This is a genomic window from Mesorhizobium sp. RCAM 05099 (genome assembly GCF_059683685.1).
Genome location: NZ_CM185035.1, coordinates 3,102,058 through 3,124,481 on the forward strand (window position 1 = coordinate 3,102,058; position 22,424 = coordinate 3,124,481).

Below are 22,424 nucleotides of genomic sequence, written 5' to 3' on the forward strand. Positions count from 1 at the left end.
ATATATGTCAGGAGATAAAAGTGGAGTAAAAAGTGAAGGAAATCAAACAGGAGCGGATCGGACCAGTTTCCCCGTATATGCCGTCCAGGTCAGCGTTTTGAACAAGGTTTGACTTGCTTCGCCGGAAGTGCTGCGCTAACCCTCGCCGCGTTGCAGCATAGGCCCTTAAAACGGTTCAGCGGTTAAACTGTCACGCTTCCGCATTAGGGTCCGGTGCTGTAATCAAAATGGATTGGCGCCAACGGAAAGCCGAGCATGAACGCACTTCTCAGTTCGTACCTGCCCATCGTCCTGTTCATCGGCGTGGCGCTGGTTGTCGGCCTGGCGCTGCTGGCCGCACCGTTTCTGGTGGCCTACCGCAATCCCGATCCCGAAAAACTTTCCGCCTACGAGTGCGGCTTCAACTCGTTCGACGACGCCCGCATGAAATTCGACATCCGTTTCTACCTGGTGTCGATCCTGTTCATCATCTTCGATCTGGAAGTGGCCTTCCTGTTTCCTTGGGCAGTGTCGTTCTCGAAGATCGGCATGCTCGGTTTCTGGTCGATGATGGTCTTTTTGGCGGTGCTGACCATCGGCTTTGCCTATGAATGGAAAAAAGGAGCGCTGGAATGGGATTGAGCGACAGTTCCGGCACGCTCATCGCGCCGAAGCCCAAGGGCTTGATCGATCCCAACACTGGCAGGCCGGTGGGGGAGGACGATCCCTTTTTCCTCGAGATCAACAATGAGTTGGCCGACAAGGGCTTCCTCGTCACCTCCACCGAGGCGCTGATCACCTGGGCGCGCAGCGGTTCGCTGATGTTCATGACCTTCGGCCTTGCCTGCTGCGCGGTCGAGATGATCCACACCTCGATGCCGCGCTACGACTCGGAGCGGTTCGGCGTCGCGCCGCGCGCGTCTCCGCGCCAGTCCGACATCATGATCGTCGCCGGCACGCTGACCAACAAGATGGCGCCGGCGCTGCGCAAGGTCTACGACCAGATGCCGGAGCCGCGCTACGTCATCTCGATGGGCTCGTGCGCCAATGGCGGCGGCTACTACCACTATTCCTATTCGGTGGTGCGCGGCTGCGACCGCATCGTGCCGGTCGACATCTATGTGCCCGGCTGCCCGCCGAGCGCCGAAGCGCTGCTCTACGGCATTCTTCTGCTGCAGAAGAAGATCCGCCGCACCGGCACGATCGAACGGTAAATCCATGACCGCATCCCTGAGCGAACTGTCGACCTATCTCGGCGAGAAGCTGATCGGCCGCGTGAATGACGCTGATATCGCCTATGGCGAACTCACCGTTCATGTCGAGCCGCGCGATCTGGTCGAGGTGATGACCTTCCTGCGCGACGATGCGCGCTGCCAGTTCATCTCGATCATCGACGTCTGCGGCGCCGACTATCCGTCGCGGGCCAAGCGCTTCGACGTCGTCTATCACCTGTTGTCGCCGAAGCAGAACGTCCGCATCCGCGTCAAGGTGCAGGCCGACGAGGAGACGATGGTGCCGTCGATCACCGACGTCTATCCCGGCGCCGACTGGTTCGAGCGCGAGACCTACGATCTCTATGGCGTGCTGTTCTCGGGCCATCCAGACCTGCGCCGCCTGTTGACCGACTACGGTTTCGAAGGCCATCCGCTGCGCAAGGATTTCCCGCTGACCGGTTTCGTCGAAGTGCGCTACGACGACGAGGCCAAGCGCGTCATCTACGAGCCGGTCGAGCTCAAGCAGGAATTCCGCAATTTCGATTTTCTCTCGCCTTGGGAAGGGACGGATTACGTCCTGCCGGGCGATGAAAAAGCCAAGACGAATTGAGGCGCCAGAATGGCTGAAACCTCCGTCCGCAATTTCAACATCAATTTCGGCCCGCAACATCCGGCGGCGCACGGCGTTTTGCGTCTCGTGCTGGAGCTCGACGGCGAAGTCGTCGATCGCGTCGATCCGCATATCGGGCTGCTGCACCGCGGCACGGAAAAGCTGATCGAGGCCAAGACCTATCTGCAGGCGGTGCCCTATCTCGACCGGCTCGACTATTGCGCGCCGATGAACCAGGAGCATGCCTTCGCACTCGCCGCCGAGCGCCTGCTCGGCATCGACGTGCCGAAGCGCGGCCAGCTGATCCGCGTGCTCTATTGCGAAATCGGCCGCATCATGTCGCACATCCTCAATGTGACGACGCAGGCGATGGACGTGGGCGCGCTGACGCCGCCGCTGTGGGGCTTCGTCGAGCGCGAAAAGCTGATGGTGTTCTATGAGCGCGCCTCCGGTTCGCGCATGCATGCCGCCTATTTCCGCCCCGGCGGCGTCCACCAGGACCTGCCGCAGAAGCTGGTCGAGGACATCGGCAAGTGGATCGACCCGTTCCTGAAGTCGATCGACGACCTCGACGCGCTTTTGACCGGCAATCGCATCTTCAAGCAGCGCAATGTCGACATCGGCATCGTATCGCTGGCCGATGCCTGGGCCTGGGGCTTTTCCGGCGTCATGGTTCGCGGTTCGGGAGCGCCCTGGGATCTGCGCAAGTCGCAGCCCTATGAATGCTACTCGGAAATGGACTTCGACATTCCGATCGGCAAGAACGGCGACTGCTACGACCGTTATCTCGTGCGCATGGAAGAAATGCGCCAGTCGGCGAAGATCATGCGCCAGTGCGTCGATCTTCTGCTCGGCAAGGAAAGCACCGGCCCGGTGTCCAACCTCGACGGCAAAGTCGTGCCGCCCAAGCGCCAGGCGATGAAGCGCTCGATGGAAGCGCTGATCCATCACTTCAAGCTCTACACCGAGGGCTACCGCGTGCCGGCCGGCGAGGTCTATGCCGCCGTCGAGGCGCCAAAGGGCGAGTTCGGCGTCTATCTGGTCTCCGATGGCTCCAACAAGCCCTATCGCTGCAAGCTGCGCGCTCCCGGCTTCGCGCATCTGCAGGCCATGGATTTCCTCTGCCGCGGCCACATGCTGGCCGACGTCACCGCCGTTCTCGGCTCCCTCGACATCGTGTTTGGTGAGGTCGATCGCTAAATGTCAGTCCGCCGTCTCGCAGAAGCCAGCGTCCAGCCAGCATCCTTCGTCTTCAACCGGGCGAACGCGGCAGCGGCGAAGCAATGGATCAAGAAGTACCCGAAGGGCCGCGAACAGTCGGCGATCATCCCGCTTTTGATGCTGGCGCAGGAGCAGGAAGGCTGGGTCACGAAGGCGGCGATCGAGACGATTTCGGACATGCTCGGCATGCCTCGGATCCGTGGCCTCGAAGTCGCGACCTTCTACACACAGTACCAGTTGAACCCGGTCGGCACGCGCGCCCACATCCAGGTCTGCGGCACCACGCCCTGCATGCTGCGCGGCTCGGAAGCGCTGATGGATGTGTGCCGCTCCAAGATCCATCACGACCAGTTCCACACCAACGACAAGGGCACCTTGTCGTGGGAAGAGGTCGAATGCCTCGGCGCCTGCGTCAACGCGCCGATGGTGATGATCTTCAAGGACACGTTCGAGGATCTGACGCCGGAACGGCTTGCCGAGATCATCGATCTCTACGAGTCCGGCAAGGGTGCCTCGGTGGCCCCGGGACCGCAGAACGGCCGCACCGGCTCGGAGCCGGCCTCCGGCCTGACGACGCTGAAGAGCGAAAAGGCGATCCTCAAGTCGACCCGGGACAAGGAAGCCAAGGCAGCCACCAAGGCCGCCAAGGACGCGGCACCGGCGGCTGCCACCGCTCCGGCCGCAGCCGCACCGGCTGCGCAGGCATCGGCCGCGCCGGCGGCGCCTTCGAATGCCGGCAAGCCAAAGACCGACGCCCCGGAAACCAGCCCGGCCTTGAAGACGCCGTCAAAGACCAAGGTCGCGCCGGCGGCTGAAAAGGCGGCGAGTGTGGCCGCACCGCTGCATTCGGCCGCCAATGCCAACACGGCCGCTCCAGAGGTCGAGCAGGTCTCCAAGCAGCGCAATGGGCCCAAGACCAAGGCCGAGCCTACCGCCGCCTACAAGGCACCGGAAACCAAGGTGCCGGCCGCGAAGGCTGCCGCCAAACCGTCGCTGGAAGACAAGAACCGCCCGGCCGGCATCGCCAAGCCGGCGCTGGTCGACGATCTCAAGCTGATCTCCGGCGTTGGGCCGAAAATCGAGGGCATCCTGCATACGCTGGGCATCTTCACCTTCGCGCAGGTCGCGGCGTGGAAGAAGGCCGAGCGCGAGTGGGTGGACGGCTACCTCTCTTTCCAAGGCCGTATCGAGCGCGACGACTGGGTCAAGCAGGCCAAGGCGCTCGCCAAGGGCGGTGTCGCCGAATACATCCGCGTCTTCGGCAAGAAGCCGGTCTGAGGGACGAAAAATGCTCCAGGACAAAGACCGTATCTTCACCAACATCTACGGCCTCTTCGACAAGTCGCTGGCCGGCGCGATGGCGCGCGGCGCCTGGGACAACACGCCCGGCATCGTCGCCAAGGGGCGCGACTGGATCGTCAACGAGATGAAGGCGTCAGGCCTGCGCGGACGCGGCGGCGCCGGCTTCCCGACCGGCCTGAAATGGTCGTTCATGCCAAAGCAGAGCGACGGCCGGCCGAGCTACCTCGTCATCAATGCCGACGAATCCGAGCCTGGCACCTGCAAGGACCGCGACATCCTGCGCAATGATCCGCACACGCTGGTCGAGGGTGCGCTGCTCGCCGGTTTCGCCATGGGCGCGATTGCCGCCTACATCTATGTGCGCGGCGAGTTCATCCGCGAGCGCGAGGCGTTGCAGCGGGCCATCGACGAGGCCTACGAAGCCAAGCTGATCGGCAAGAACAATACCTCCGGCTACGACTTCGACATCTACATGCATCACGGCGCCGGCGCCTATATCTGTGGCGAGGAGACGGCGCTGCTCGAAAGCCTGGAAGGCAAGAAGGGCCAGCCCCGGCTGAAGCCGCCATTCCCGGCCAATGTCGGCCTCTATGGCTGCCCGACCACCGTCAACAATGTCGAATCGATCGCGGTGGCGCCGACCATCCTGCGTCGCGGTGCCGCCTGGTTCTCGTCCTTCGGCCGGCCGAACAATGTCGGCACCAAGCTGTTCTGCGTCTCCGGCCACGTCAACAACCCGTGCACGGTCGAAGAGGCGATGTCGATCCCGTTCCGCGAGCTGATCGAGACGCATTGCGGCGGAATTCGCGGCGGCTGGGACAACCTGCTCGCGGTCATTCCGGGTGGCGCCTCGGTGCCGCTGGTGCCGGCCGAGCAGATCATCGACACGCCGATGGATTTCGACGCGTTGCGCGACCTCAAGTCCGGCCTCGGCACGGCGGCTGTCATCGTCATGGACAAGTCGACCGATGTCGTGAAGGCGATCGCGCGGCTTTCCTACTTCTACAAGCATGAGAGCTGCGGCCAATGCACGCCGTGCCGCGAAGGCACTGGCTGGATGTGGCGGGTGATGGAACGGCTGGTGCGCGGTGAGGCGCAGAAGCGCGAGATCGACATGCTGCTCGATGTCACCAAGCAGGTTGAAGGCCATACGATCTGCGCGCTGGGCGACGCGGCGGCATGGCCGATCCAGGGCCTGATGCGGCATTTCCGTGGCGAGGTGGAGCGGCGCATCGACGAGTTTTCGCGCAACGCGCATCGGGCCGAGCCGGTGATGGTGGCGGCGGAATAGAAGAATTTGTGAATGCGGGCGAGAGCCCGAAGCGAGAAAGCCGGGGCGGGCGAACGAACAAACGACCAGGAGATATCTATGGCGCCGTATTCGACACCCCACCCTTTGATGCCCAATTTGGACCAGCTCGAGAAGATGAACCAGGATCTGACTAGGATGATGCCGAAGGAGATGGCGAGCGCCGTCAACCTTCTCGCGCACCCTGTCGCTGGTGTCGCGGCCATGTCGGCGCTCGGCATTGGGCTCGCCAACCACGCTTTCGGTGTCTGGATGGGCGCGCTTTCGGGCGCGGCCGAAGCCTCGCAGCGGCTGCTGCAGCCGATCGTCGACGACTTCGAGGCGCGCACCGAGCGCTTGTCGGAGATGGAAAGAAGCGCCTCCAAGGCGCGCGCGGCGACCAAGACCTTGATCGCCGAAGCCCAGTCCTTCGCGCAGGATGTGACCGACATGGTTGCCAGTGGAGGCAGCCGACACAGTGCCAGTCGTCGATGCCGGCCCGACAGCGGGCGCGGTTCCCGCCAGCTTGATGCCGGAGGATTTCAGGCAGCCCAAGGCCATGGACAAGCCGGCGAAGCCTTCGGACCTCAAGGCGATATCGGGCATCGGCCCGAAGCTGGAGACGGTGCTGAACGGTCTCGGCATCTGGACGTATGCCCAGATCGCGGCATGGACGCAGGAAGAGGTTGCCTGGGTCGAGGACTATCTGTCGCTCTCCGGCCGCATCAGCCGCGACGATTGGACTGCCCAAGCGGCGGCGCTCGCCGTCAAGAAGTGAATGAAATGCGGTACGCGGTTTCGATCGCGCCCGGAAAAAGAGATTGCGGGAAATCCGCAGGGGTTTGAGGCGAATGGCAAAGCTCAAGGTCGACGGGAAAGAGATCACTGTACCCGACCACTATACGCTGCTGCAGGCGGCCGAGGACGCAGGCGCGGAAGTGCCGCGCTTCTGCTTCCATGAGCGGCTGTCGATCGCCGGCAACTGCCGCATGTGCCTGATCGAGGTGAAGGGCGGGCCGCCCAAGCCGCAGGCATCCTGCGCCATGGGCGTGCGCGACCTGCGTCCGGGCCCGAATGGCGAGCCGCCGGAAATCTTCACTAACACGCCGATGGTCAAGAAGGCCCGCGAAGGCGTGATGGAATTCCTGCTGATCAATCATCCGCTGGATTGCCCGATCTGCGACCAGGGCGGCGAGTGCGATCTGCAGGACCAGGCGATGGCCTTCGGCGTCGATTCCTCGCGCTATCACGAGAACAAGCGCGCGGTCGAAGACAAGTATATCGGCCCGCTGGTCAAGACGGTAATGAACCGCTGCATCCATTGCACGCGCTGCGTCCGCTTCACCACCGAGGTCGCCGGCATCTCCGAGCTCGGCCTGATCGGCCGTGGCGAGGATGCCGAGATCACAACCTATCTCGAACAGGCGATGACCTCGGAGCTGCAGGGCAACGTCATCGACCTTTGCCCCGTCGGCGCGCTGACCTCGAAGCCCTTCGCTTTCCGGGCGCGGCCGTGGGAGCTGACCAAGACCGAATCCATCGACGTGATGGACGCCGTCGGTTCGGCGATCCGCGTCGACAGCAGAGGCCGCGAAGTGATGCGCATCCTGCCGCGCGTCAACGAGCAGGTGAACGAGGAGTGGATCTCCGACAAGACCCGCTTCATCTGGGACGGACTGCGCACGCAGCGCCTCGACCGCCCCTATGTGCGCAAGGATGGCAAGCTGGTTCCCGCGAGCTGGGCCGAGGCTTTTGCCGCGATCAAGGACGCGGTGTCGAAGGCGGCACCCGACAAGATCGGCGCCATTTCAGGCGATCTCGCCGCGGTCGAGGAAATCTATGCGCTGAAGCTGCTGATGGCTTCGCTTGGTTCGAAGAACACCGACTGTCGCCAGGATGGCGCGGCGCTCGATCCGTCGCTCGGCCGGGCCAGCTACATCTTCAACCCGACCATCGAAGGCATCGAGCAGGCCGACGCGGTGCTGATCATCGGCGCCAATCCGCGCTATGAAGCCTCCGTGCTGAATGCCCGCATCCGCAAGCGCTGGCGGGTCGGCAACCTGCCGGTCGGCGTCATCGGCGATATCGGCGACACGCGCTACGAGTATGAACAGCTGGGTGCCGGGCCGGATTCGCTCAAGGATCTGGCCGACGGCAATGGCAAGTTCTTCCAGACGTTGAAGAAGGCGACGCATCCGCTGATCATCGTCGGCCAGGGCGCTTTGGCGCGCGCCGATGGCGCCGCCGTGCTCGGCCAGGCGGCGAGACTCGCCGGCGCCGTCAACGCCGCACGGGCGGACTGGAACGGCTTTGCCGTGCTGCACAACGCGGCTGGACGCGTCGGCGGTCTTGATCTCGGCTTCGTGCCGGGCGAGGGCGGCAAGAGCGTTGCCGGCATGCTGGGCGAGATGGACGTGCTGTTCCTGCTCGGCGCCGACGAGATCGACATGGGCAAGACCGGCGGCGCCTTCGTCGTCTATATCGGCACCCATGGCGACGCCGGTGCGCACCGCGCCAACGTCATTCTGCCGGGCGCTGCCTACACCGAAAAATCGGGCACCTATGTCAACACGGAAGGGCGCGTGCAGCAGACCAATCGCGCCGGCTTCGCACCCGGCGATGCTCGCGAAGACTGGGCGATCATCAGGGCGCTGTCGGATGTGCTGGGCAAGAAGCTGCCATTCGATTCGCTGCCGCAGCTGCGCGCCAAGCTTTACGGCGAGTATCCGCATCTGGCCCGCATCGATCAGGTCGCGGCCGGTAATGCCGAGGACATCGCCAGGGTGGCGAAGCTCGGCGGGCGGCTGAACAAGGGCACGTTCACCTCGCCGGTCAAGGATTTCTACCTGACCAACCCGATCGCGCGGGCATCGGCCGTGATGGCGGAATGTTCGGCGCTGGCCAAGAGCGGCTTCAAGCAGGCGGCGGAATAAGCATGGACACTTTCTTCTCCTTTTACGTGCTGCCGGCGCTGCTGATCCTGCTCAAGTCGGTCGTGCTGATCGTCGTGCTGCTGGTCTTCGTCGCCTACATCCTCTACGCCGACCGCAAGATATGGGCGGCGGTGCAATTGCGCCGCGGTCCCAACGTCGTCGGCCCCTGGGGCACGCTGCAAGCCTTCGCCGACCTGCTGAAGTTCGTCTTCAAGGAACCGATCATCCCGTCCGGCGCCAACAAGGGTGTCTTCCTGCTGGCACCGCTGGTGTCCGCAGTGCTGGCGATCTCGGCCTGGGCAGTCATTCCGGTCAGTCAGGGCTGGGCGATCGCCAACATCAATGTCGGCATCCTCTATGTCTTCGCCATCTCCTCGCTCGAGGTCTATGGCGTGATCATGGGCGGCTGGGCGTCCAATTCAAAATATCCATTCCTCGGCGCGCTGCGTTCCGCGGCGCAGATGGTGTCCTACGAAGTCTCGATCGGCTTCGTCATCGTCACGGTTCTGCTCACCGCCGGCTCGCTCAACCTGTCCGACATCGTGCTGTCGCAGCATGACGGGCTTGGCACGCGACTTGGCCTGCCCAACACCTTCCTCGACTGGAACTGGCTGTCGCTGTTCCCGATGTTCATCATCTTCTTCATCTCGGCGCTGGCCGAGACGAACCGGCCGCCTTTCGACCTGGTCGAAGCCGAATCGGAGCTGGTCGCCGGCCACATGGTCGAATATTCGTCCACGCCGTTCCTGCTGTTCTTCCTCGGCGAATATGTCGCCATCGTGCTGATGTGCGCGCTGGCCACCATCCTGTTCCTCGGCGGCTGGCTGCCGCCCTTCGACTTCGCGCCGTTCACCTGGGTGCCCGGCGTCATCTGGTTCGTGCTGAAGCTATGCTTCGTGTTCTTCGGCATTTCCATGGTGAAGGCGTTCGTGCCGCGCTATCGCTACGACCAGCTGATGCGGCTCGGCTGGAAAGTGTTCCTGCCGATCTCGCTGTTCATGGTGGTCGCCACCGCAGCCTTCCTCAAGATCACGGGGTTTGCGTGATGTCCGCTCTGTCCCAAGCCGCAAAATCCCTGCTGCTGCAGGATTTCGTCAGCGCCTTCTTCCTGTCGATGCGCCAGTTCTTCGCGCCGAAGGAGACGATCAACTATCCGCACGAGAAGGGGCCGACCAGCCCGCGCTTCCGTGGCGAGCACGCGCTGCGCCGCTATCCCAACGGCGAGGAGCGTTGCATTGCCTGCAAGCTGTGCGAGGCGATCTGCCCGGCACAGGCGATCACCATCGAGGCCGGTCCGCGCCGCAATGACGGCACCCGCCGCACGGTGCGCTACGATATCGACATGGTGAAGTGCATCTATTGCGGCTTCTGCCAGGAAGCCTGCCCGGTCGACGCCATCGTCGAAGGGCCGAATTTCGAATTCGCGACGGAGACGCGCGAGGAACTCTACTACGACAAGGACAAGCTGTTGGCGAATGGCGACCGGTGGGAGCGCGAACTGGCGCGCAACATCTCGCTGGACTCGCCGTATCGCTGATATTTGACGCATGGACGGGGCGAGGGGCCTCGTCTAAGGACAACGCGGCTTGGAACCCGAGGCGGGACCAGGCCAAAGAAGCGGACAGGGTGAGAGCCCGTCCGGACAGGAACCCGGGGGAACCCCATGTTGAGTGGACTAGAGGCGGCCTTTTTCTACCTCTTCGCCTTTATCGCGGTGGCGGCGGCGTTCATGGTCATTTCGTCGCGCAACCCCGTGCATTCGGTGCTGTTCCTGATCCTGACCTTCTTCAACGCCGCCGGCCTTTTCATGCTGACGGGCGCCGAGTTCCTGGCGATGATCCTGCTCGTCGTCTATGTCGGCGCGGTGATGGTGCTGTTCCTGTTCGTCGTCATGATGCTCGACGTCGATTTCGCCGAACTGAAGAGCGGTGCCCTGCAATACGCGCCGATCGGCGCGCTGGTCGGGCTGATCCTGGCGGCGGAGCTGATTGTCGTGCTCGGCGGCTATACATTCGCGCCGCAGCTCGCCTCGACGGTCTCGAAACCCATCCCGGATCTCGCAACGCGTTCGAACACGGCCGCCCTCGGCGATATCCTCTATACGGACTACCTCTACTACTTCCAGATTTCGGGCCTCATCCTGCTGGTCGCCATGATCGGCGCCATCGTGCTGACGCTGCGCCACAAGGAAGGGGTCAAGCGGCAGTCGATCGCAGCCCAGGTCGGCCGTACGCCGGCGACCGGCATGGAAATCCGCAAGGTCAAGACGGGCGAGGGACTCTGAGATGGTTGTCGGCATCGCGCATTATCTGACCGTATCGGCGATCCTGTTCACGCTCGGCGTGTTCGGCATCTTCCTCAACCGCAAGAACGTCATCGTCATCCTGATGTCGATCGAGCTGATCCTGCTTGCGGTCAACATCAATTTCGTCGCGTTCTCGGCCTCGCTCGGCGATCTGGTCGGCCAGGTGTTCGCTCTGTTCGTGCTGACGGTCGCGGCGGCCGAGGCTGCCATCGGACTTGCCATTCTCGTCGTCTTCTTCCGCAACCGCGGCTCGATCGCGGTCGAAGACGTGAACATGATGAAGGGTTGACGGAACCACCATGTATCAGGCCATCGTCTTCCTTCCACTGCTTGGCTTCCTGATCGTCGGCCTGTTCGGCACGTCGCTCGGCGCCAAGGCGTCCGAATACATTACCTCCGGTTTCCTTGTGATCGCGGCGGTGCTGTCGTGGATCGCTTTCTTCAGCGTCGGCTTCGGCCATGGCGAGGTGTTCACCGTGCCGGTGCTGCGCTGGATCCAGTCCGGCGGGCTCGAAGCATCCTGGGCGCTCAGGATCGACACGCTGACGGTGGTGATGCTGGTGGTGGTCAACACCGTGTCGGCGCTGGTTCACATCTATTCGATCGGCTACATGCACCACGATCCGAACCGGCCGCGCTTCTTCGCCTATCTGTCGCTGTTCACCTTCGCCATGCTGATGCTGGTGACGGCTGACAATCTGGTGCAGATGTTCTTCGGCTGGGAAGGGGTGGGCCTCGCCTCCTACCTGCTGATCGGTTTCTGGTACAAGAAGCCGTCGGCCAACGCCGCCGCCATCAAGGCCTTCGTCGTCAACCGCGTCGGCGATTTCGGCTTCGCGCTTGGCATATTCGGCCTCTTCGTGCTGTTCGGCTCGGTCAACCTCGGCACCATCTTCGCCAATGCGGCGACGTTCATCCCCGCCGAAGGCGCCCCGCAGGGTGCTGCCGTGCTGACCTTCCTTGGCCATGCGCTGGACAAGCAGGCGGCAATGACCGTCGTCTGCCTGCTGCTGTTCATGGGCGCGATGGGCAAGTCGGCGCAGGTGCCGCTGCACACCTGGCTGCCGGACGCCATGGAGGGCCCGACGCCGGTGTCCGCGCTGATCCATGCCGCCACCATGGTGACGGCCGGCGTGTTCATGCTGGCGCGCCTGTCGCCGCTGTTCGAGCTGTCGCATTCGGCGCTGACGGTCGTGACCTTCATCGGCGCCTTCACCGCCTTCTTTGCCGCGACCGTCGGTCTCGTCCAGAACGACATCAAGCGCGTCATCGCCTATTCGACCTGCTCGCAGCTCGGCTACATGTTCGTGGCGCTCGGCGTCGGCGCCTATGGCGCCGCGATCTTCCACCTGTTCACGCATGCCTTCTTCAAGGCGCTGCTGTTCCTCGGCTCGGGCTCGGTGATCCATGCCGTCTCCGACGAGCAGGACATGCGCAAGATGGGCGGCCTGCGGAAGCTGATCCCGACCACCTACTGGATGATGGTGATCGGCACGCTGGCGCTGACTGGCGTCGGCATTCCGGTGACGGTCATCGGCACCGCCGGCTTCTTCTCCAAGGATGCCATCATCGAGAGCGCCTTTGCCGGCCACAATTCGGTTGCCGGCCTCGCCTTCGTGGCCCTGGTCATCGCCGCCTGCTTCACCTCCTTCTACTCCTGGCGGCTGATCTTCATGACCTTCCACGGCGAGCCGCGGGCAAGCCACGAGGTGATGCACCACGTCCATGAATCGCCGCCGGTGATGCTGGTACCGCTGTTCATCCTGGCCGCCGGCGCGCTGTTTGCCGGCATCATTTTCCACGGCGCCTTCATCGGCGAGGGCTATGCCGAATTCTGGAAGGCGTCGCTGTTCACTCTGCCGGACAACCACATCCTGCACGAGATCCACGAACTGCCGCTGTGGGTCGAGCTGTCGCCCTTCATCGCCATGCTGATCGGCTTCGCGCTGGCCTGGAAGTTCTACATCCGCTCGCCGGAAATGCCGGTGAACCTCGCGGCGCAGCATCGCGGGCTCTACGCCTTCCTGCTCAACAAATGGTATTTCGACGAGCTCTACGACTTCCTGTTCGTGCGGCCCGCCAAGCGCCTCGGCCATTTCCTGTGGAAGACCGGCGACGGCACCGTCATTGACGGTCTTGGTCCGGATGGCATTTCGGCACGTGTCGTCGATGTCACCAACCGCGTCGTCAAGCTGCAGACCGGCTACCTTTACCACTATGCCTTCGCCATGCTGATCGGCGTTGCCGCACTCGTCACCTGGATGATGCTCTGATGACCGCCTGGCCAATCCTCTCGCTGGTCACCTTCCTGCCGCTGGTTGGTGTGCTGCTCATCCTGTTCATCAACGATGACAGTGAAAACGCGCGCCGCAACATCCGCGCCATCGCGTTGTTGACGACGACGTTCACGTTCATCATCTCGCTGTTCATCTGGACCGGCTTCGACAATTCGCAGTCGGGCTTCCAGTTCGTCGAGAAGGTCGCCTGGCTCGATTCCGGCATCTCCTACCACATGGGCGTCGACGGCATCTCCATGCTGTTCGTCATCCTGACGACGTTCCTGATGCCGCTCTGCATCCTGGCGTCGTGGGAATCGATCGAGAAGCGCGTCAAGGCTTACATGATCGCCTTCCTGCTGCTCGAGACGCTGATGATCGGCGTGTTCTGCGCGCTGGATATCGTGCTGTTCTACGTCTTCTTCGAAGCCGGCCTGATCCCGATGTTCATCATCATCGGCGTGTGGGGTGGCAAGCGACGCGTCTATGCCTCGTTCAAGTTCTTCCTCTATACGCTGGCCGGCTCGGTGCTGATGCTGCTCGCCATCATGGCGATGTTCTATCAGTCCGGGACGACGGACATTCCGACGCTGTTGACGCACAACTTCCCGGCCAACATGCAGACCTGGCTGTGGCTCGCCTTCTTCGCCTCCTTCGCGGTGAAGATGCCGATGTGGCCGGTGCATACCTGGCTGCCCGATGCTCACGTCGAGGCGCCGACCGCCGGTTCGGTCATCCTGGCCGCCATCCTCTTGAAGATGGGCGGGTATGGCTTCCTTCGCTTCTCGCTGCCGATGTTTCCGCTGGCTTCCGAAATGTTCGCGCCTCTGGTCTTCGCGCTGTCGATCGTCGCCATCATCTACACCTCGCTGGTGGCGCTGATGCAGGAGGACATGAAGAAGCTGATCGCCTATTCGTCGGTGGCCCATATGGGCTTCGTCACCATGGGCATCTTCGCGATGAACCAGGAAGGCGTGCAGGGCGCGATCTTCCAGATGCTCAGCCACGGCCTCGTCTCCGGCGCGCTGTTCCTGTGCGTCGGTGTCATCTATGACCGCATGCACACGCGTGAGATCGCCGCCTATGGCGGGCTGGTCAACAACATGCCGAAATACGCCACCGTGTTCCTGATCTTCACCATGGCCAATGTCGGTCTACCCGGCACCAGCGGCTTCATCGGCGAGTTCCTGACAATGCTCGGCGTGTTCCGGGTCAACACCTGGGTGGCGTTCTTCGCCGCCACCGGCGTCATCCTGTCGGCCGCCTACGCGTTGTGGCTCTATCGCCGGGTGATCTTCGGCGCCTTGACCAAGGACAGCCTGAAGGGCCTGCTCGACCTGTCGACGCGCGAGAAGGTCATCATCTATCCGCTCGTCGTGCTGGTCATCTTCTTCGGCGTCTATCCCGCACCGGTCTTCGACGCGACGGCCGAATCGGTCAAGTCGCTCGTCACCAATGTCACTGCATCCATCGGCGCCGCGCAGACCGCGGCGGCGAACTGACCAGGGGTTTTGCGAACCATGACGCCGGACCTTCTCTCCAGCCTGTCGCTTTCGACGCCAGAGCTGATCCTTGCCATCGGCGCGCTGGCGCTGCTGATGGTCGGTGCCTATTCGCGGGCCAACACCGCCAACACCGTGACCGGCCTTGCCGTCGCCGTGCTGGTGATCGCTGGCGCCTGGCTGATCTTTTCCACGGGGCAGGGCAGCGCCTATGGTAACGCCTTCATCCAGGATTCCTTCGCCCGTTTCATGAAGGTGCTGGCCCTGATCGGCTCGGCTGTGACGCTGGTCATGTCGATGCGCTTTGCCAAGACGGAGCATTTCGACAAGTTCGAATATCCGGTGCTGATCCTGCTTTGCACGCTCGGCATGATGCTGATGATTTCGGCCAATGGCATGATCGGGCTCTATCTCGGCCTCGAACTGCAATCGCTGGCGATCTATGTGCTGGCGGCGATCAACCGCGACAATCTGCGTTCGACCGAGGCCGGCCTGAAGTATTTCGTTCTCGGCGCGCTGTCGTCGGGCATGCTGCTCTATGGCATCAGCCTGATCTATGGTTACACCGGCAACACCGGTTTCCAGGAGATCGCCACGGCGCTGGGCAGCGGCGAGCGCCAGCTTGGTCTCGTCTTCGGCCTCGTCTTCGTGCTGGCCGGCCTCGCCTTCAAGATCTCGGCGGTGCCGTTCCATATGTGGACGCCCGACGTCTATGAGGGCGCGCCGACGCCGGTGACGGCCTTCCCGGCGGCGGCACCCAAGATGGCGGCGATGGCACTGATGGTGCGCGTCACCATGGGGGCGTTCAAGCCGATCGCCGCCGACTGGCAGCAGATCATCGTCTTCATTTCGATCGCCTCGATGGCGCTCGGCGCATTCGCCGCCATCGGCCAGACCAACATCAAGCGGCTGATGGCCTATTCCTCCATCGGCCACATGGGATACGCGCTGGTCGGTCTTGCCGCCAACAGCCAGGCCGGCGTGCGCGGCGTTGCCATCTACATGCTGATCTACCTGGTGATGACGCTCGGCACCTTCGCCTTCATCCTCGCCATGCGGCGCAAGGAAGGCAATGTCGAGCAGATCAGCGATCTGGCCGGCCTGTCGTCGACCAATCCGATCATGGCGACGATCCTCACCATCCTGATGTTCTCGCTGGCCGGCATTCCGCCGCTCGCCGGCTTCTGGGGGAAATGGTACGTGTTCCTCGCCGCCATCAACGCTCATCTCTACGCGCTTGCGATCATTGGCGTGCTGGCCTCCGTGGTGGGCGCCTACTACTATCTGCGCATCATCAAGATCATGTGGTTTGACGAACCGGTCGGCGGCTTCGTGCCGATGGCCAGTGAACTGCGCCTCGTGCTCGGCGTCTCCGGCGCCTTCGTGCTGTTCTATGTGCTGATCGGCGGTCCGATCGGCACCTATGCCGAAGCCGCCGCCAAGACCTTTTTCTAGCCGGCATGGGATTTCGGCTGGCTCCTACCTCTGCGTCGGAAGGGTTCCGGCTCGAGGCGCATGACAGCGTCGGCTCCACCAATGCGCTGGCGCTGGACCACGCAAGGGCGGGCGACTCGGGCAAATTGTGGGTCGTTTCCAAGAGGCAGGAAAGCGGGCGCGGCCGCCGCGGCCGCGTGTGGGCGACGCCCGAAGGCAATCTGGCGGCGACGCTGCTTGTCATCACCAGTGCCGAGCTTCGCCTTGCCGCGACGCTCGGCTTTGTCGCCGGCCTGGCGCTTGCCGATGCGCTCGACGCCGTCGTCCCGAAGGGCCGGATCGCCATCGGCCTCGATGGTGCAAGCGCGGGCAAAAACCGGTTCGAGCTGAAATGGCCGAATGACGTGCTTGCCTCGGGCGCCAAGCTGGCCGGCATCCTGCTGGAATCGGCGATACTGGAAGGCGGCCGCTTCGCGGTGGCGGTCGGCATCGGCGTCAATGTGGTGGCTTATCCCGAGGATTTGCCTTATCCCGCGACTTCGCTCAATGCATTGGGCGCGACATGCGATGCCGAAACGCTGTTCCTGGCGCTATCGGATGCCTGGAGCGAGAATGCCAGGCTGTGGGATGAGGGGCGCGGACTTGCCGCTGTCAGGCGACGCTGGCTGGCTCGCGCAGCGGGGCTCGGCGGCGAGGTTGCTGTCAGAATTGACGGTAATGTGGTGCGTGGGGTGTTTGAAACCATTGACGAGGACTGCCGTTTCGTGATCCGCGACGATGAAGGTTCGGTTCTGACGATCGCCGCCGGCGACGTGCATTTCGGCGCGGTCGCGTCTGCCCGGATCTAACGGGCTTGGCCTGAGGGCCAGGAAGGAAAAAATCATGGCGAAAGCGGAAAACGCCGAACTCGTCTTCGTGCCGCTCGGCGGCGTCGGCGAGATCGGTATGAACTTCGCTCTCTACGGCTACGGTCCGCCGAGCGCGCGCGAGTGGATCGTCATCGATGTCGGCGTGACCTTTCCCGATGCCAGCCTGCCTGGCGTCGACCTGGTGCTGCCCGACACGCGTTTCATCGAAGAGAATCTCGCCAATCTGCGCGGCATCATCATCACCCATGCGCACGAAGACCACTATGGCGCGTTGCTCGACACCTGGCCGAAGCTGAAGGCGCCGGTGTGGATGACGCCGTTCAGCGCCGGCTTGCTGGAAGCCAAGCGGCAAGGCGAGCATGGCGCGCCGAAAATCCCGCTGACGATCTATCGGGCAGGGGAGAAATTCACCGTCGGCCCCTTCGAGATCGAAGCCATTCCGGTCGCGCACTCGATCCCCGAGCCGATGTCGCTGGCGATCACCACGCCTGCCGGCACCGTCATCCATACCGGCGACTGGAAGATCGATCCCGAACCGACGATCGGTCCGAAGACCGACGAGGCGCGCTTCCGCGCCTATGGCGACAAGGGCGTCCTGGCGCTGATCTGCGATTCGACCAATGCGATGAGGGAAGGCGAGTCGCCTTCGGAAGTGGCCGTCGGCGAAGGCCTCAAGGGCGTCATTCAGGCCGCCAAGGGCCGTGTCGCCGTCACCACATTCTCCTCCAATGTCGGGCGCATTGTCTCCATTGCCAAGGCGGCGCGCGATGCTGGCCGCCAGTGCCTGGTGCTTGGCCGCTCGCTGAAGCGGGTCATCGATGTGGCCGACGAGCTCGGCTACATGGACGGGCTGCCGGAGTTCATCGCCGAAGAGGATTTCGGCTTCGTCCCGCGCGAAAACCTCGTCATCATCTGCACCGGCAGCCAGGGCGAGCCGCTGGCGGCCCTTGCCAAGCTGTCACGCGACGAGATGAAATCGGTGTCGCTGACGGCTGGCGACACGGTGGTGTTTTCCTCGCGCACCATTCCCGGCAACGAGAAAGCGATCCTCGAGATCAAGAACCGCCTGATCGATCTCGGCATCAAGATCATCGAGGATGGCGACGCATTGGTGCATGTCTCCGGCCATCCGCGCCGCAGCGAATTGCGCAAGATGTATGAGTGGGTGCGGCCGCAGATCGGCGTGCCGGTGCATGGCGAAGCGGCGCATCTGGTGGCGCAGGGGTCGCTGATGTCGACCTCAGGCATAGGCCAGGTGGCGCAAGTGCGCGACGGCGACATGCTGAGGCTTGCCCCTGGCCCTGCCACCATCATCGACCAGGTGCCGTTCGGCCGCATCTACAAGGACGGCAGGCTGATCGGCACCGACCAGGCGATGGGCATTCGCGACCGGCGCAAGCTCTCCTTCGCCGGCCATGTCGCGGTCAATGTCGTGCTCGACGAGAAGTACGAGCTCGCCGGCGATCCCGATCTGGTGGCCATTGGCGTTGCCGAGGCCGACGCCGGCGGCGAGACGCTCGAGGACCTGATGATCGATGCGGCAATCGGCGCGGTGGACTCTATCCCCCGTCAGCGCCGAAAAGACCTCGACCTCGTGCAGGAAGCCGTACGGCGCGCGGTGCGCGGTGCGGCCAACGAAGCCTGGGGCAAGAAACCACTGGTGACGGTGTTCGTCACGAGGTGAGGAAGAGGGAGTAGGCCCTGCTCCTCCCCTGACTTTCCACGGAGCACCCTATGCTCGGACGCCTGAATCATGTCGCGCTTGCCGTGCCGGACCTGGCCGCGGCGGTTGCCGCCTATCGCAATACGCTCGGTGCCGAAGTCACCGAGCCGCAGGCGCTGCCGGAGCACGGCGTCACCGTGGTTTTCGTCAATGTCGGCAACACCAAGATCGAACTTCTCGAGCCGTTGGGCGAGGGCTCGCCGATCGCCGCCTTCCTCGACAAGAACCCTTCCGGCGGCATGCATCATCTTTGCTATGAGGTCGCCGATATCCTGGCCGCGCGCGACCAGCTCAAGGCTTCCGGCGCCCGCGTGCTGGGCGACGGCAACCCGAAGACCGGCGCCCATGGCAAGCCGGTGTTGTTCCTGCACCCGAAGGATTTCTTCGGCACGTTGATCGAACTGGAGCAATCATGAGCTGGGTTTCGTTCACCGCGCTGTTCTTCGCGACCTGGTGGGTGGTGCTGTTTGCCGTGCTGCCGTTCAGCATCAGAACGCAGGATGAGGATCATGACGTGACGCTGGGCACGGTTCCAAGCGCGCCGCGCGGTCCCCATATGCTGCGCGCCGTGGTGCGCACCACCATCGCCACGGCGGTTCTGATGGGCATTTTCTACGGCCTGACGCATGGGCTGGGATACAGCCTCAACGACATCCCGCACATCGTGCCGGACTTCGGCCAGACTCCAGCAAAATAGGCCGTCTGAGGACGGCATTTCTGTATGGTGGAGCCGAGGGCTTCGCTCTGGGACGCTGTACCGTTCTTCCGGTTCGACGGGTGCTGACGCAGGGTAAAGTGGTTTGGCGACTCGTTGCGCTAAGCAGGTGATTGCACAAAAAAAATGCAAGGCACAAGGCCTTGCAATTTAAACGCGTCCGATCTGTTTCCGGTTTCCGGTGGCAGCGAGTAACCGCGCCTAGATCGCATCCTCCCAAGACTTTGACCGCGTAGGAGAGCAGATTTTTTTCTACCCTCTCGGTTATCAGGGCACATTAGCCTAACGCGAATGAAAATGTCACGAAGAATTTTGCCTTGAAACGGGCATTCTCGTGCTGCACTGCACAATAGTGCGGCAGGCGTTGCTTGGGAAACGACCAATAGGGTCGGCGAGCTTTTACCACCCTTCCTGAATTGGCGCGCGTAAAGAATTGGAGCGCCCAGCCCGAAGAGGCTGGGCTCTCTCGCACGGTCGGCTGGAACCTACTTTGCGAAGCCGGCCTCAGCCATCGCTTTCTCGACCATGCCGATCCAGCCTTCGTTGGCACCCGGGAGGCGTCCCTCCGATTTCAGGCCGGTTAGCATGGCCAGCGCGGCCTTGAGATTTGTCGACGGGTCAACGCCAGCTACAGCCAGCTTATAGCGGCTGTAGGCGGCATCGACCGTGCGCTGGGCATTGCCCGGATCGGCTTGCGACTGCGTATTGGCGATCACGAAACCGGCCTGGTACTCGGCTGCCGCGCCGATTTTGTCCCCCTTGCTCATCAGCACGTCGCCGATCCGGTTGTGGCCAACCGCGAGATCGCGCTGCCATTCGGCATTGTCGGGATCGAGTTCGGCCAGATATTCCGCGATGGCCTGTCCGGAACGGCGGTTGGAGAGCGCTCCATCGAGGTCGCCAGCCTCGGCGTGAGCGTCGGCCACCTTGCCCAGCGCAAGCTCGAGGTCACGCCGCCACAGTGTGTTGCCGGGATCCCGCGCCACCAGCTTCCGCGCGATATCGACGCTGCGCTGGTAGGGCTCGAAAGCTTTTTCGTTGTGCCCGGTCAGCCGCTGCAGGTCGCCGATAGCGGTGAGGCTGACGGTGATGTCTCGCTGCAGTTCGGCGTCGTCCGGCATCTTCTTCGCCAGCGCCTCGGTGATCTGCAAGGACACCTCATATTCGGCGATCGAGCCTTCCAGGTCGTTGGTCAGCCTGAGCGCCAGCCCGACCTTGGAATGGCTGACGGAAAGGTCGCGCCGAAAGCCATCATCGTCTGGCGCTTTCTCGACCAGGAATTCGGCAACCTTGAGCGCTGAACGATAATTCGCCAGCGCGCCGGGTCCGTCGCCCGAACCCCGCATGGCATCGCCGATGCGGTTGAAGCAGACGGCGTAGTCGCGCAGATAGCCAAGCGTAGGCTCCTTTTCGAGGATCGCCTTCATCGTGGCGAGCGCCTGCGCGTAAAGCGCGATCGCGCCGGCGGTATCGCCCATCGCCTTCTTGACGTCGGCCACCTTGTTCTGGGCCACGGCAAGGTCGCGCTGGTGGTCGATCTTGTCGGGCTCGGCAGCCGCGCGTTTCTCGGCGGACTGGACCATGGAATCAAAGGCTTTGCCGGCTTCCTGCAAATGGCCGACAGTCGTTTCCAGCGTGCCGATCAGTTCCCAGGACAGTGTCTGCTGGTAGCGCGCGTCGTCCGGTATGTGGAAACCCTCGACATCAGCGTAGAGCGCCACGGCCTTGCGGTAGTCCTCAATGGCGAGGTCGTAACGCAGTTGCGCCCGCGAAGCGCCGCCGGCGAGATAATGCGTCGTTGCCTCTGATAGCGTACGTTCGATGAATCGGGTTTTCAGATCGTCGCGCGACTTGCCGTCGATATCCGCCGCCTTGCCAAGCAGCGCGCGTGCCTCGTCGAATGAGCCAAGTGCCAATTGCGCTTCGGCCTGTTGGCGCAGCGCCGTCACCTGCGGATCGGAGGAGGCGAAGTTGCGCAGATCGGCCCTGACTTTTGTGAAAGCGTCGGCCGCTTCCTGGAGTTTCTGTTGGCGCTGCCTTGGCTCCATCGCCTTGCCGTCGGAGGTGATAAGCGCGGCGTATAGCGGCGCTAGCGGCATGTCGGCGTTGGCCGCCACCGCCTCGACCTCGACGCGCAAGTCCGGCGTGACGTCGGCCATGGCGAGCAGCAGCCGATCGCGCTCGGGCAGGGCGTCCTTGCTGGCCTGTGCGGCGAAGAAAAGCTGCGGCAAGCCGCTCTCGACATAGGGAAGCTGTTTGCCGCGCGACAGGTCGTAGACCTGTTGCTGCACCAGCGTCAGCACGGAGCGTATTTCCAGCCCGTCCGTGGGCAGGAACTTGGCCAATGCGGCGGAAAATTCGGAGTTGCCAGATGCGCCGTCAGACGCCGTCTGTCCGGGCGCCGCGGAGAAGGCGAACAGCACGTTTTCCGCCCGGCCCATGCGTCCCAGCCCCGGCTTGGCCTCGGCTTTTACCTCTGGCGCGATGGACAGCACGCCGCGCCCTTCGCCAGATTTGCTGTCTCCGGATTCGCTGCCCCCGGATTGGCCAAAAGGATCGTTGCGGCACGCATCGAGCACCACGAGGCCGATCTTGCCGACCGCGGTCACTGTCTCACGCACCTCTTCTAGCGGAAGGGTTGTGGCCTTCAATCGATCCAGCGAAGACGGATCGGCATCGACCGGCAGAAGCCGGTTGTCGCCCGCGATCTCGACGCCATGACCGGAGAAATAGATCAGCGCGACATCCGCGCCGGCCGCATCGTCGCGAAAGTCCTCCAGCGCCCGGCGCATACGCTTCAAGTCACGGTTCGCTTCGGTGGTGACGTCGAAGCCGAGCTTTTTCAGCGCGGATTCGATCGTGCGGCTGTCGTTTACCGCGTTTTTCAGCGGACGGACATTCCGGTAGTCGTCGGCCGCCAGAATGAGCGCGACCCGCCGCTCGGCATGGGCCGCCGAGACGAAAAAGATCGCCAGGATGATTGCCAGGTAAAAACGCAATGATCCAATCCACCCGCAACTGACAGACTCCCACGGCTTGTCAGCGCAAGCAAG

Annotated in this window: 19 protein-coding genes and 1 pseudogene; 19 read left to right on the forward strand and 1 reads right to left on the reverse strand. The window is 63.1% G+C overall.

Translation table 11 applies throughout. The features are described 5' to 3' along the window. Window positions 1-255: 255 nt before the first annotated feature. The 19 genes and pseudogenes from AC56QQ_RS15250 to AC56QQ_RS15340 all read left to right on the forward strand — a co-directional run bounded on the left by AC56QQ_RS15250 (window position 256) and on the right by AC56QQ_RS15340 (window position 19,353). Complete coding sequence (locus AC56QQ_RS15250; protein ID WP_010910112.1) at window positions 256-621, forward strand: NADH-quinone oxidoreductase subunit A; 366 nt, start codon at window positions 256-258, stop codon at window positions 619-621. Then, window positions 612-1,193 (forward strand): NuoB/complex I 20 kDa subunit family protein, encoded by a 582-nt coding sequence (locus AC56QQ_RS15255; RefSeq protein ID WP_227346756.1) that lies wholly within the window; start codon window positions 612-614, stop codon window positions 1,191-1,193. The genes AC56QQ_RS15250 and AC56QQ_RS15255 overlap by 10 nt, the downstream gene beginning before the upstream one ends. A gap of 4 nt (window positions 1,194-1,197) precedes the next feature. Then, the gene (locus AC56QQ_RS15260; protein ID WP_091575556.1) at window positions 1,198-1,803 is read left to right on the forward strand and encodes an NADH-quinone oxidoreductase subunit C; all 606 of its coding nucleotides are present in this window, start codon (window positions 1,198-1,200) and stop codon (window positions 1,801-1,803) included. Between the two features lie 9 nt (window positions 1,804-1,812). Then, a complete protein-coding gene (locus AC56QQ_RS15265; protein ID WP_497128320.1) occupies window positions 1,813-3,003 on the forward strand; it encodes an NADH-quinone oxidoreductase subunit D in 1,191 nt (396 codons plus the stop codon). Further along, the gene (locus AC56QQ_RS15270; RefSeq protein WP_497128323.1) at window positions 3,004-4,302 is read left to right on the forward strand and encodes an NADH-quinone oxidoreductase subunit E; all 1,299 of its coding nucleotides are present in this window, start codon (window positions 3,004-3,006) and stop codon (window positions 4,300-4,302) included. 10 nt (window positions 4,303-4,312) lie between these two features. After that, a complete protein-coding gene (nuoF, locus tag AC56QQ_RS15275; protein ID WP_091575553.1) occupies window positions 4,313-5,617 on the forward strand; it encodes an NADH-quinone oxidoreductase subunit NuoF in 1,305 nt (434 codons plus the stop codon). Between the two features lie 78 nt (window positions 5,618-5,695). After that, window positions 5,696-6,392 (forward strand): annotated as a pseudogene (locus AC56QQ_RS15280) (helix-hairpin-helix domain-containing protein). Window positions 6,393-6,465: 73 nt separating this feature from the next. Further along, the gene (nuoG, locus tag AC56QQ_RS15285) at window positions 6,466-8,547 is read left to right on the forward strand and encodes an NADH-quinone oxidoreductase subunit NuoG (protein ID WP_497128325.1); all 2,082 of its coding nucleotides are present in this window, start codon (window positions 6,466-6,468) and stop codon (window positions 8,545-8,547) included. Between the two features lie 2 nt (window positions 8,548-8,549). Further along, window positions 8,550-9,593, forward strand: coding sequence for an NADH-quinone oxidoreductase subunit NuoH (gene nuoH / locus AC56QQ_RS15290; protein WP_497128327.1), 1,044 nt, complete (start codon window positions 8,550-8,552; stop codon window positions 9,591-9,593). Next, window positions 9,593-10,084, forward strand: a complete 492-nt coding sequence (gene nuoI, locus AC56QQ_RS15295) for an NADH-quinone oxidoreductase subunit NuoI (RefSeq protein ID WP_023812382.1) — start codon at window positions 9,593-9,595, stop codon at window positions 10,082-10,084. The genes nuoH and nuoI overlap by 1 nt, the downstream gene beginning before the upstream one ends. 126 nt (window positions 10,085-10,210) lie before the next feature. Continuing rightward, complete coding sequence (locus AC56QQ_RS15300) at window positions 10,211-10,831, forward strand: NADH-quinone oxidoreductase subunit J (RefSeq protein ID WP_497128329.1); 621 nt, start codon at window positions 10,211-10,213, stop codon at window positions 10,829-10,831. Between the two features lies 1 nt (window position 10,832). Next, on the forward strand, window positions 10,833-11,141 hold the full coding sequence (gene nuoK / locus AC56QQ_RS15305; protein WP_091575549.1) for an NADH-quinone oxidoreductase subunit NuoK: 309 nt from the start codon (window positions 10,833-10,835) through the stop codon (window positions 11,139-11,141). Window positions 11,142-11,151: 10 nt separating this feature from the next. Beyond that, window positions 11,152-13,125 (forward strand): NADH-quinone oxidoreductase subunit L, encoded by a 1,974-nt coding sequence (gene nuoL, locus AC56QQ_RS15310; RefSeq protein ID WP_497128332.1) that lies wholly within the window; start codon window positions 11,152-11,154, stop codon window positions 13,123-13,125. Continuing rightward, on the forward strand, window positions 13,125-14,630 hold the full coding sequence (locus AC56QQ_RS15315; protein ID WP_489861981.1) for an NADH-quinone oxidoreductase subunit M: 1,506 nt from the start codon (window positions 13,125-13,127) through the stop codon (window positions 14,628-14,630). Before nuoL ends, AC56QQ_RS15315 begins: the two co-directional genes overlap by 1 nt. Before the next feature lie 18 nt (window positions 14,631-14,648). Beyond that, on the forward strand, window positions 14,649-16,085 hold the full coding sequence (nuoN, locus tag AC56QQ_RS15320) for an NADH-quinone oxidoreductase subunit NuoN (RefSeq protein ID WP_497128334.1): 1,437 nt from the start codon (window positions 14,649-14,651) through the stop codon (window positions 16,083-16,085). 5 nt (window positions 16,086-16,090) lie between these two features. After that, on the forward strand, window positions 16,091-16,912 hold the full coding sequence (locus AC56QQ_RS15325) for a biotin--[acetyl-CoA-carboxylase] ligase (RefSeq protein WP_489861979.1): 822 nt from the start codon (window positions 16,091-16,093) through the stop codon (window positions 16,910-16,912). Window positions 16,913-16,946: 34 nt separating this feature from the next. Then, window positions 16,947-18,617 carry a ribonuclease J gene (locus tag AC56QQ_RS15330; RefSeq protein ID WP_489861978.1) on the forward strand — a complete coding sequence of 557 codons (1,671 nt, stop codon included), beginning with the start codon at window positions 16,947-16,949 and terminating at the stop codon, window positions 18,615-18,617. Between the two features lie 50 nt (window positions 18,618-18,667). Then, window positions 18,668-19,072 (forward strand): methylmalonyl-CoA epimerase, encoded by a 405-nt coding sequence (gene mce / locus AC56QQ_RS15335; RefSeq protein ID WP_489861977.1) that lies wholly within the window; start codon window positions 18,668-18,670, stop codon window positions 19,070-19,072. Further along, entirely contained in the window at window positions 19,069-19,353 is a 285-nt protein-coding gene (locus AC56QQ_RS15340) for a DUF1467 family protein (protein ID WP_489861976.1), read from the forward strand. The genes mce and AC56QQ_RS15340 overlap by 4 nt, the downstream gene beginning before the upstream one ends. Before the next feature lie 503 nt (window positions 19,354-19,856). On the opposite strand, the gene AC56QQ_RS15345 is transcribed toward AC56QQ_RS15340, so the two are convergent. Further along, window positions 19,857-22,370: a caspase family protein gene (locus AC56QQ_RS15345; RefSeq protein ID WP_497128337.1), complete on the reverse strand. Its 2,514-nt coding sequence runs from the start codon at window positions 22,368-22,370 to the stop codon at window positions 19,857-19,859. Window positions 22,371-22,424 lie beyond the last annotated feature (54 nt).

Bases quoted from the DNA above. Each gene is read 5' to 3' on its own strand.
- AC56QQ_RS15250 (WP_010910112.1), top strand. From the start codon at position 256: ATGAACGCACTTCTCAGTTCGTACCTGCCCATCGTCCTGTTCATCGGC.
- AC56QQ_RS15255 (WP_227346756.1), top strand. From the start codon at position 612: ATGGGATTGAGCGACAGTTCCGGCACGCTCATCGCGCCGAAGCCCAAG.
- AC56QQ_RS15260 (WP_091575556.1), top strand. From the start codon at position 1,198: ATGACCGCATCCCTGAGCGAACTGTCGACCTATCTCGGCGAGAAGCTG.
- AC56QQ_RS15265 (WP_497128320.1), top strand. From the start codon at position 1,813: ATGGCTGAAACCTCCGTCCGCAATTTCAACATCAATTTCGGCCCGCAA.
- AC56QQ_RS15270 (WP_497128323.1), top strand. From the start codon at position 3,004: ATGTCAGTCCGCCGTCTCGCAGAAGCCAGCGTCCAGCCAGCATCCTTC.
- nuoF (WP_091575553.1), top strand. From the start codon at position 4,313: ATGCTCCAGGACAAAGACCGTATCTTCACCAACATCTACGGCCTCTTC.
- nuoG (WP_497128325.1), top strand. From the start codon at position 6,466: ATGGCAAAGCTCAAGGTCGACGGGAAAGAGATCACTGTACCCGACCAC.
- nuoH (WP_497128327.1), top strand. From the start codon at position 8,550: ATGGACACTTTCTTCTCCTTTTACGTGCTGCCGGCGCTGCTGATCCTG.
- nuoI (WP_023812382.1), top strand. From the start codon at position 9,593: ATGTCCGCTCTGTCCCAAGCCGCAAAATCCCTGCTGCTGCAGGATTTC.
- AC56QQ_RS15300 (WP_497128329.1), top strand. From the start codon at position 10,211: ATGTTGAGTGGACTAGAGGCGGCCTTTTTCTACCTCTTCGCCTTTATC.
- nuoK (WP_091575549.1), top strand. From the start codon at position 10,833: ATGGTTGTCGGCATCGCGCATTATCTGACCGTATCGGCGATCCTGTTC.
- nuoL (WP_497128332.1), top strand. From the start codon at position 11,152: ATGTATCAGGCCATCGTCTTCCTTCCACTGCTTGGCTTCCTGATCGTC.
- AC56QQ_RS15315 (WP_489861981.1), top strand. From the start codon at position 13,125: ATGACCGCCTGGCCAATCCTCTCGCTGGTCACCTTCCTGCCGCTGGTT.
- nuoN (WP_497128334.1), top strand. From the start codon at position 14,649: ATGACGCCGGACCTTCTCTCCAGCCTGTCGCTTTCGACGCCAGAGCTG.
- AC56QQ_RS15325 (WP_489861979.1), top strand. From the start codon at position 16,091: ATGGGATTTCGGCTGGCTCCTACCTCTGCGTCGGAAGGGTTCCGGCTC.
- AC56QQ_RS15330 (WP_489861978.1), top strand. From the start codon at position 16,947: ATGGCGAAAGCGGAAAACGCCGAACTCGTCTTCGTGCCGCTCGGCGGC.
- mce (WP_489861977.1), top strand. From the start codon at position 18,668: ATGCTCGGACGCCTGAATCATGTCGCGCTTGCCGTGCCGGACCTGGCC.
- AC56QQ_RS15340 (WP_489861976.1), top strand. From the start codon at position 19,069: ATGAGCTGGGTTTCGTTCACCGCGCTGTTCTTCGCGACCTGGTGGGTG.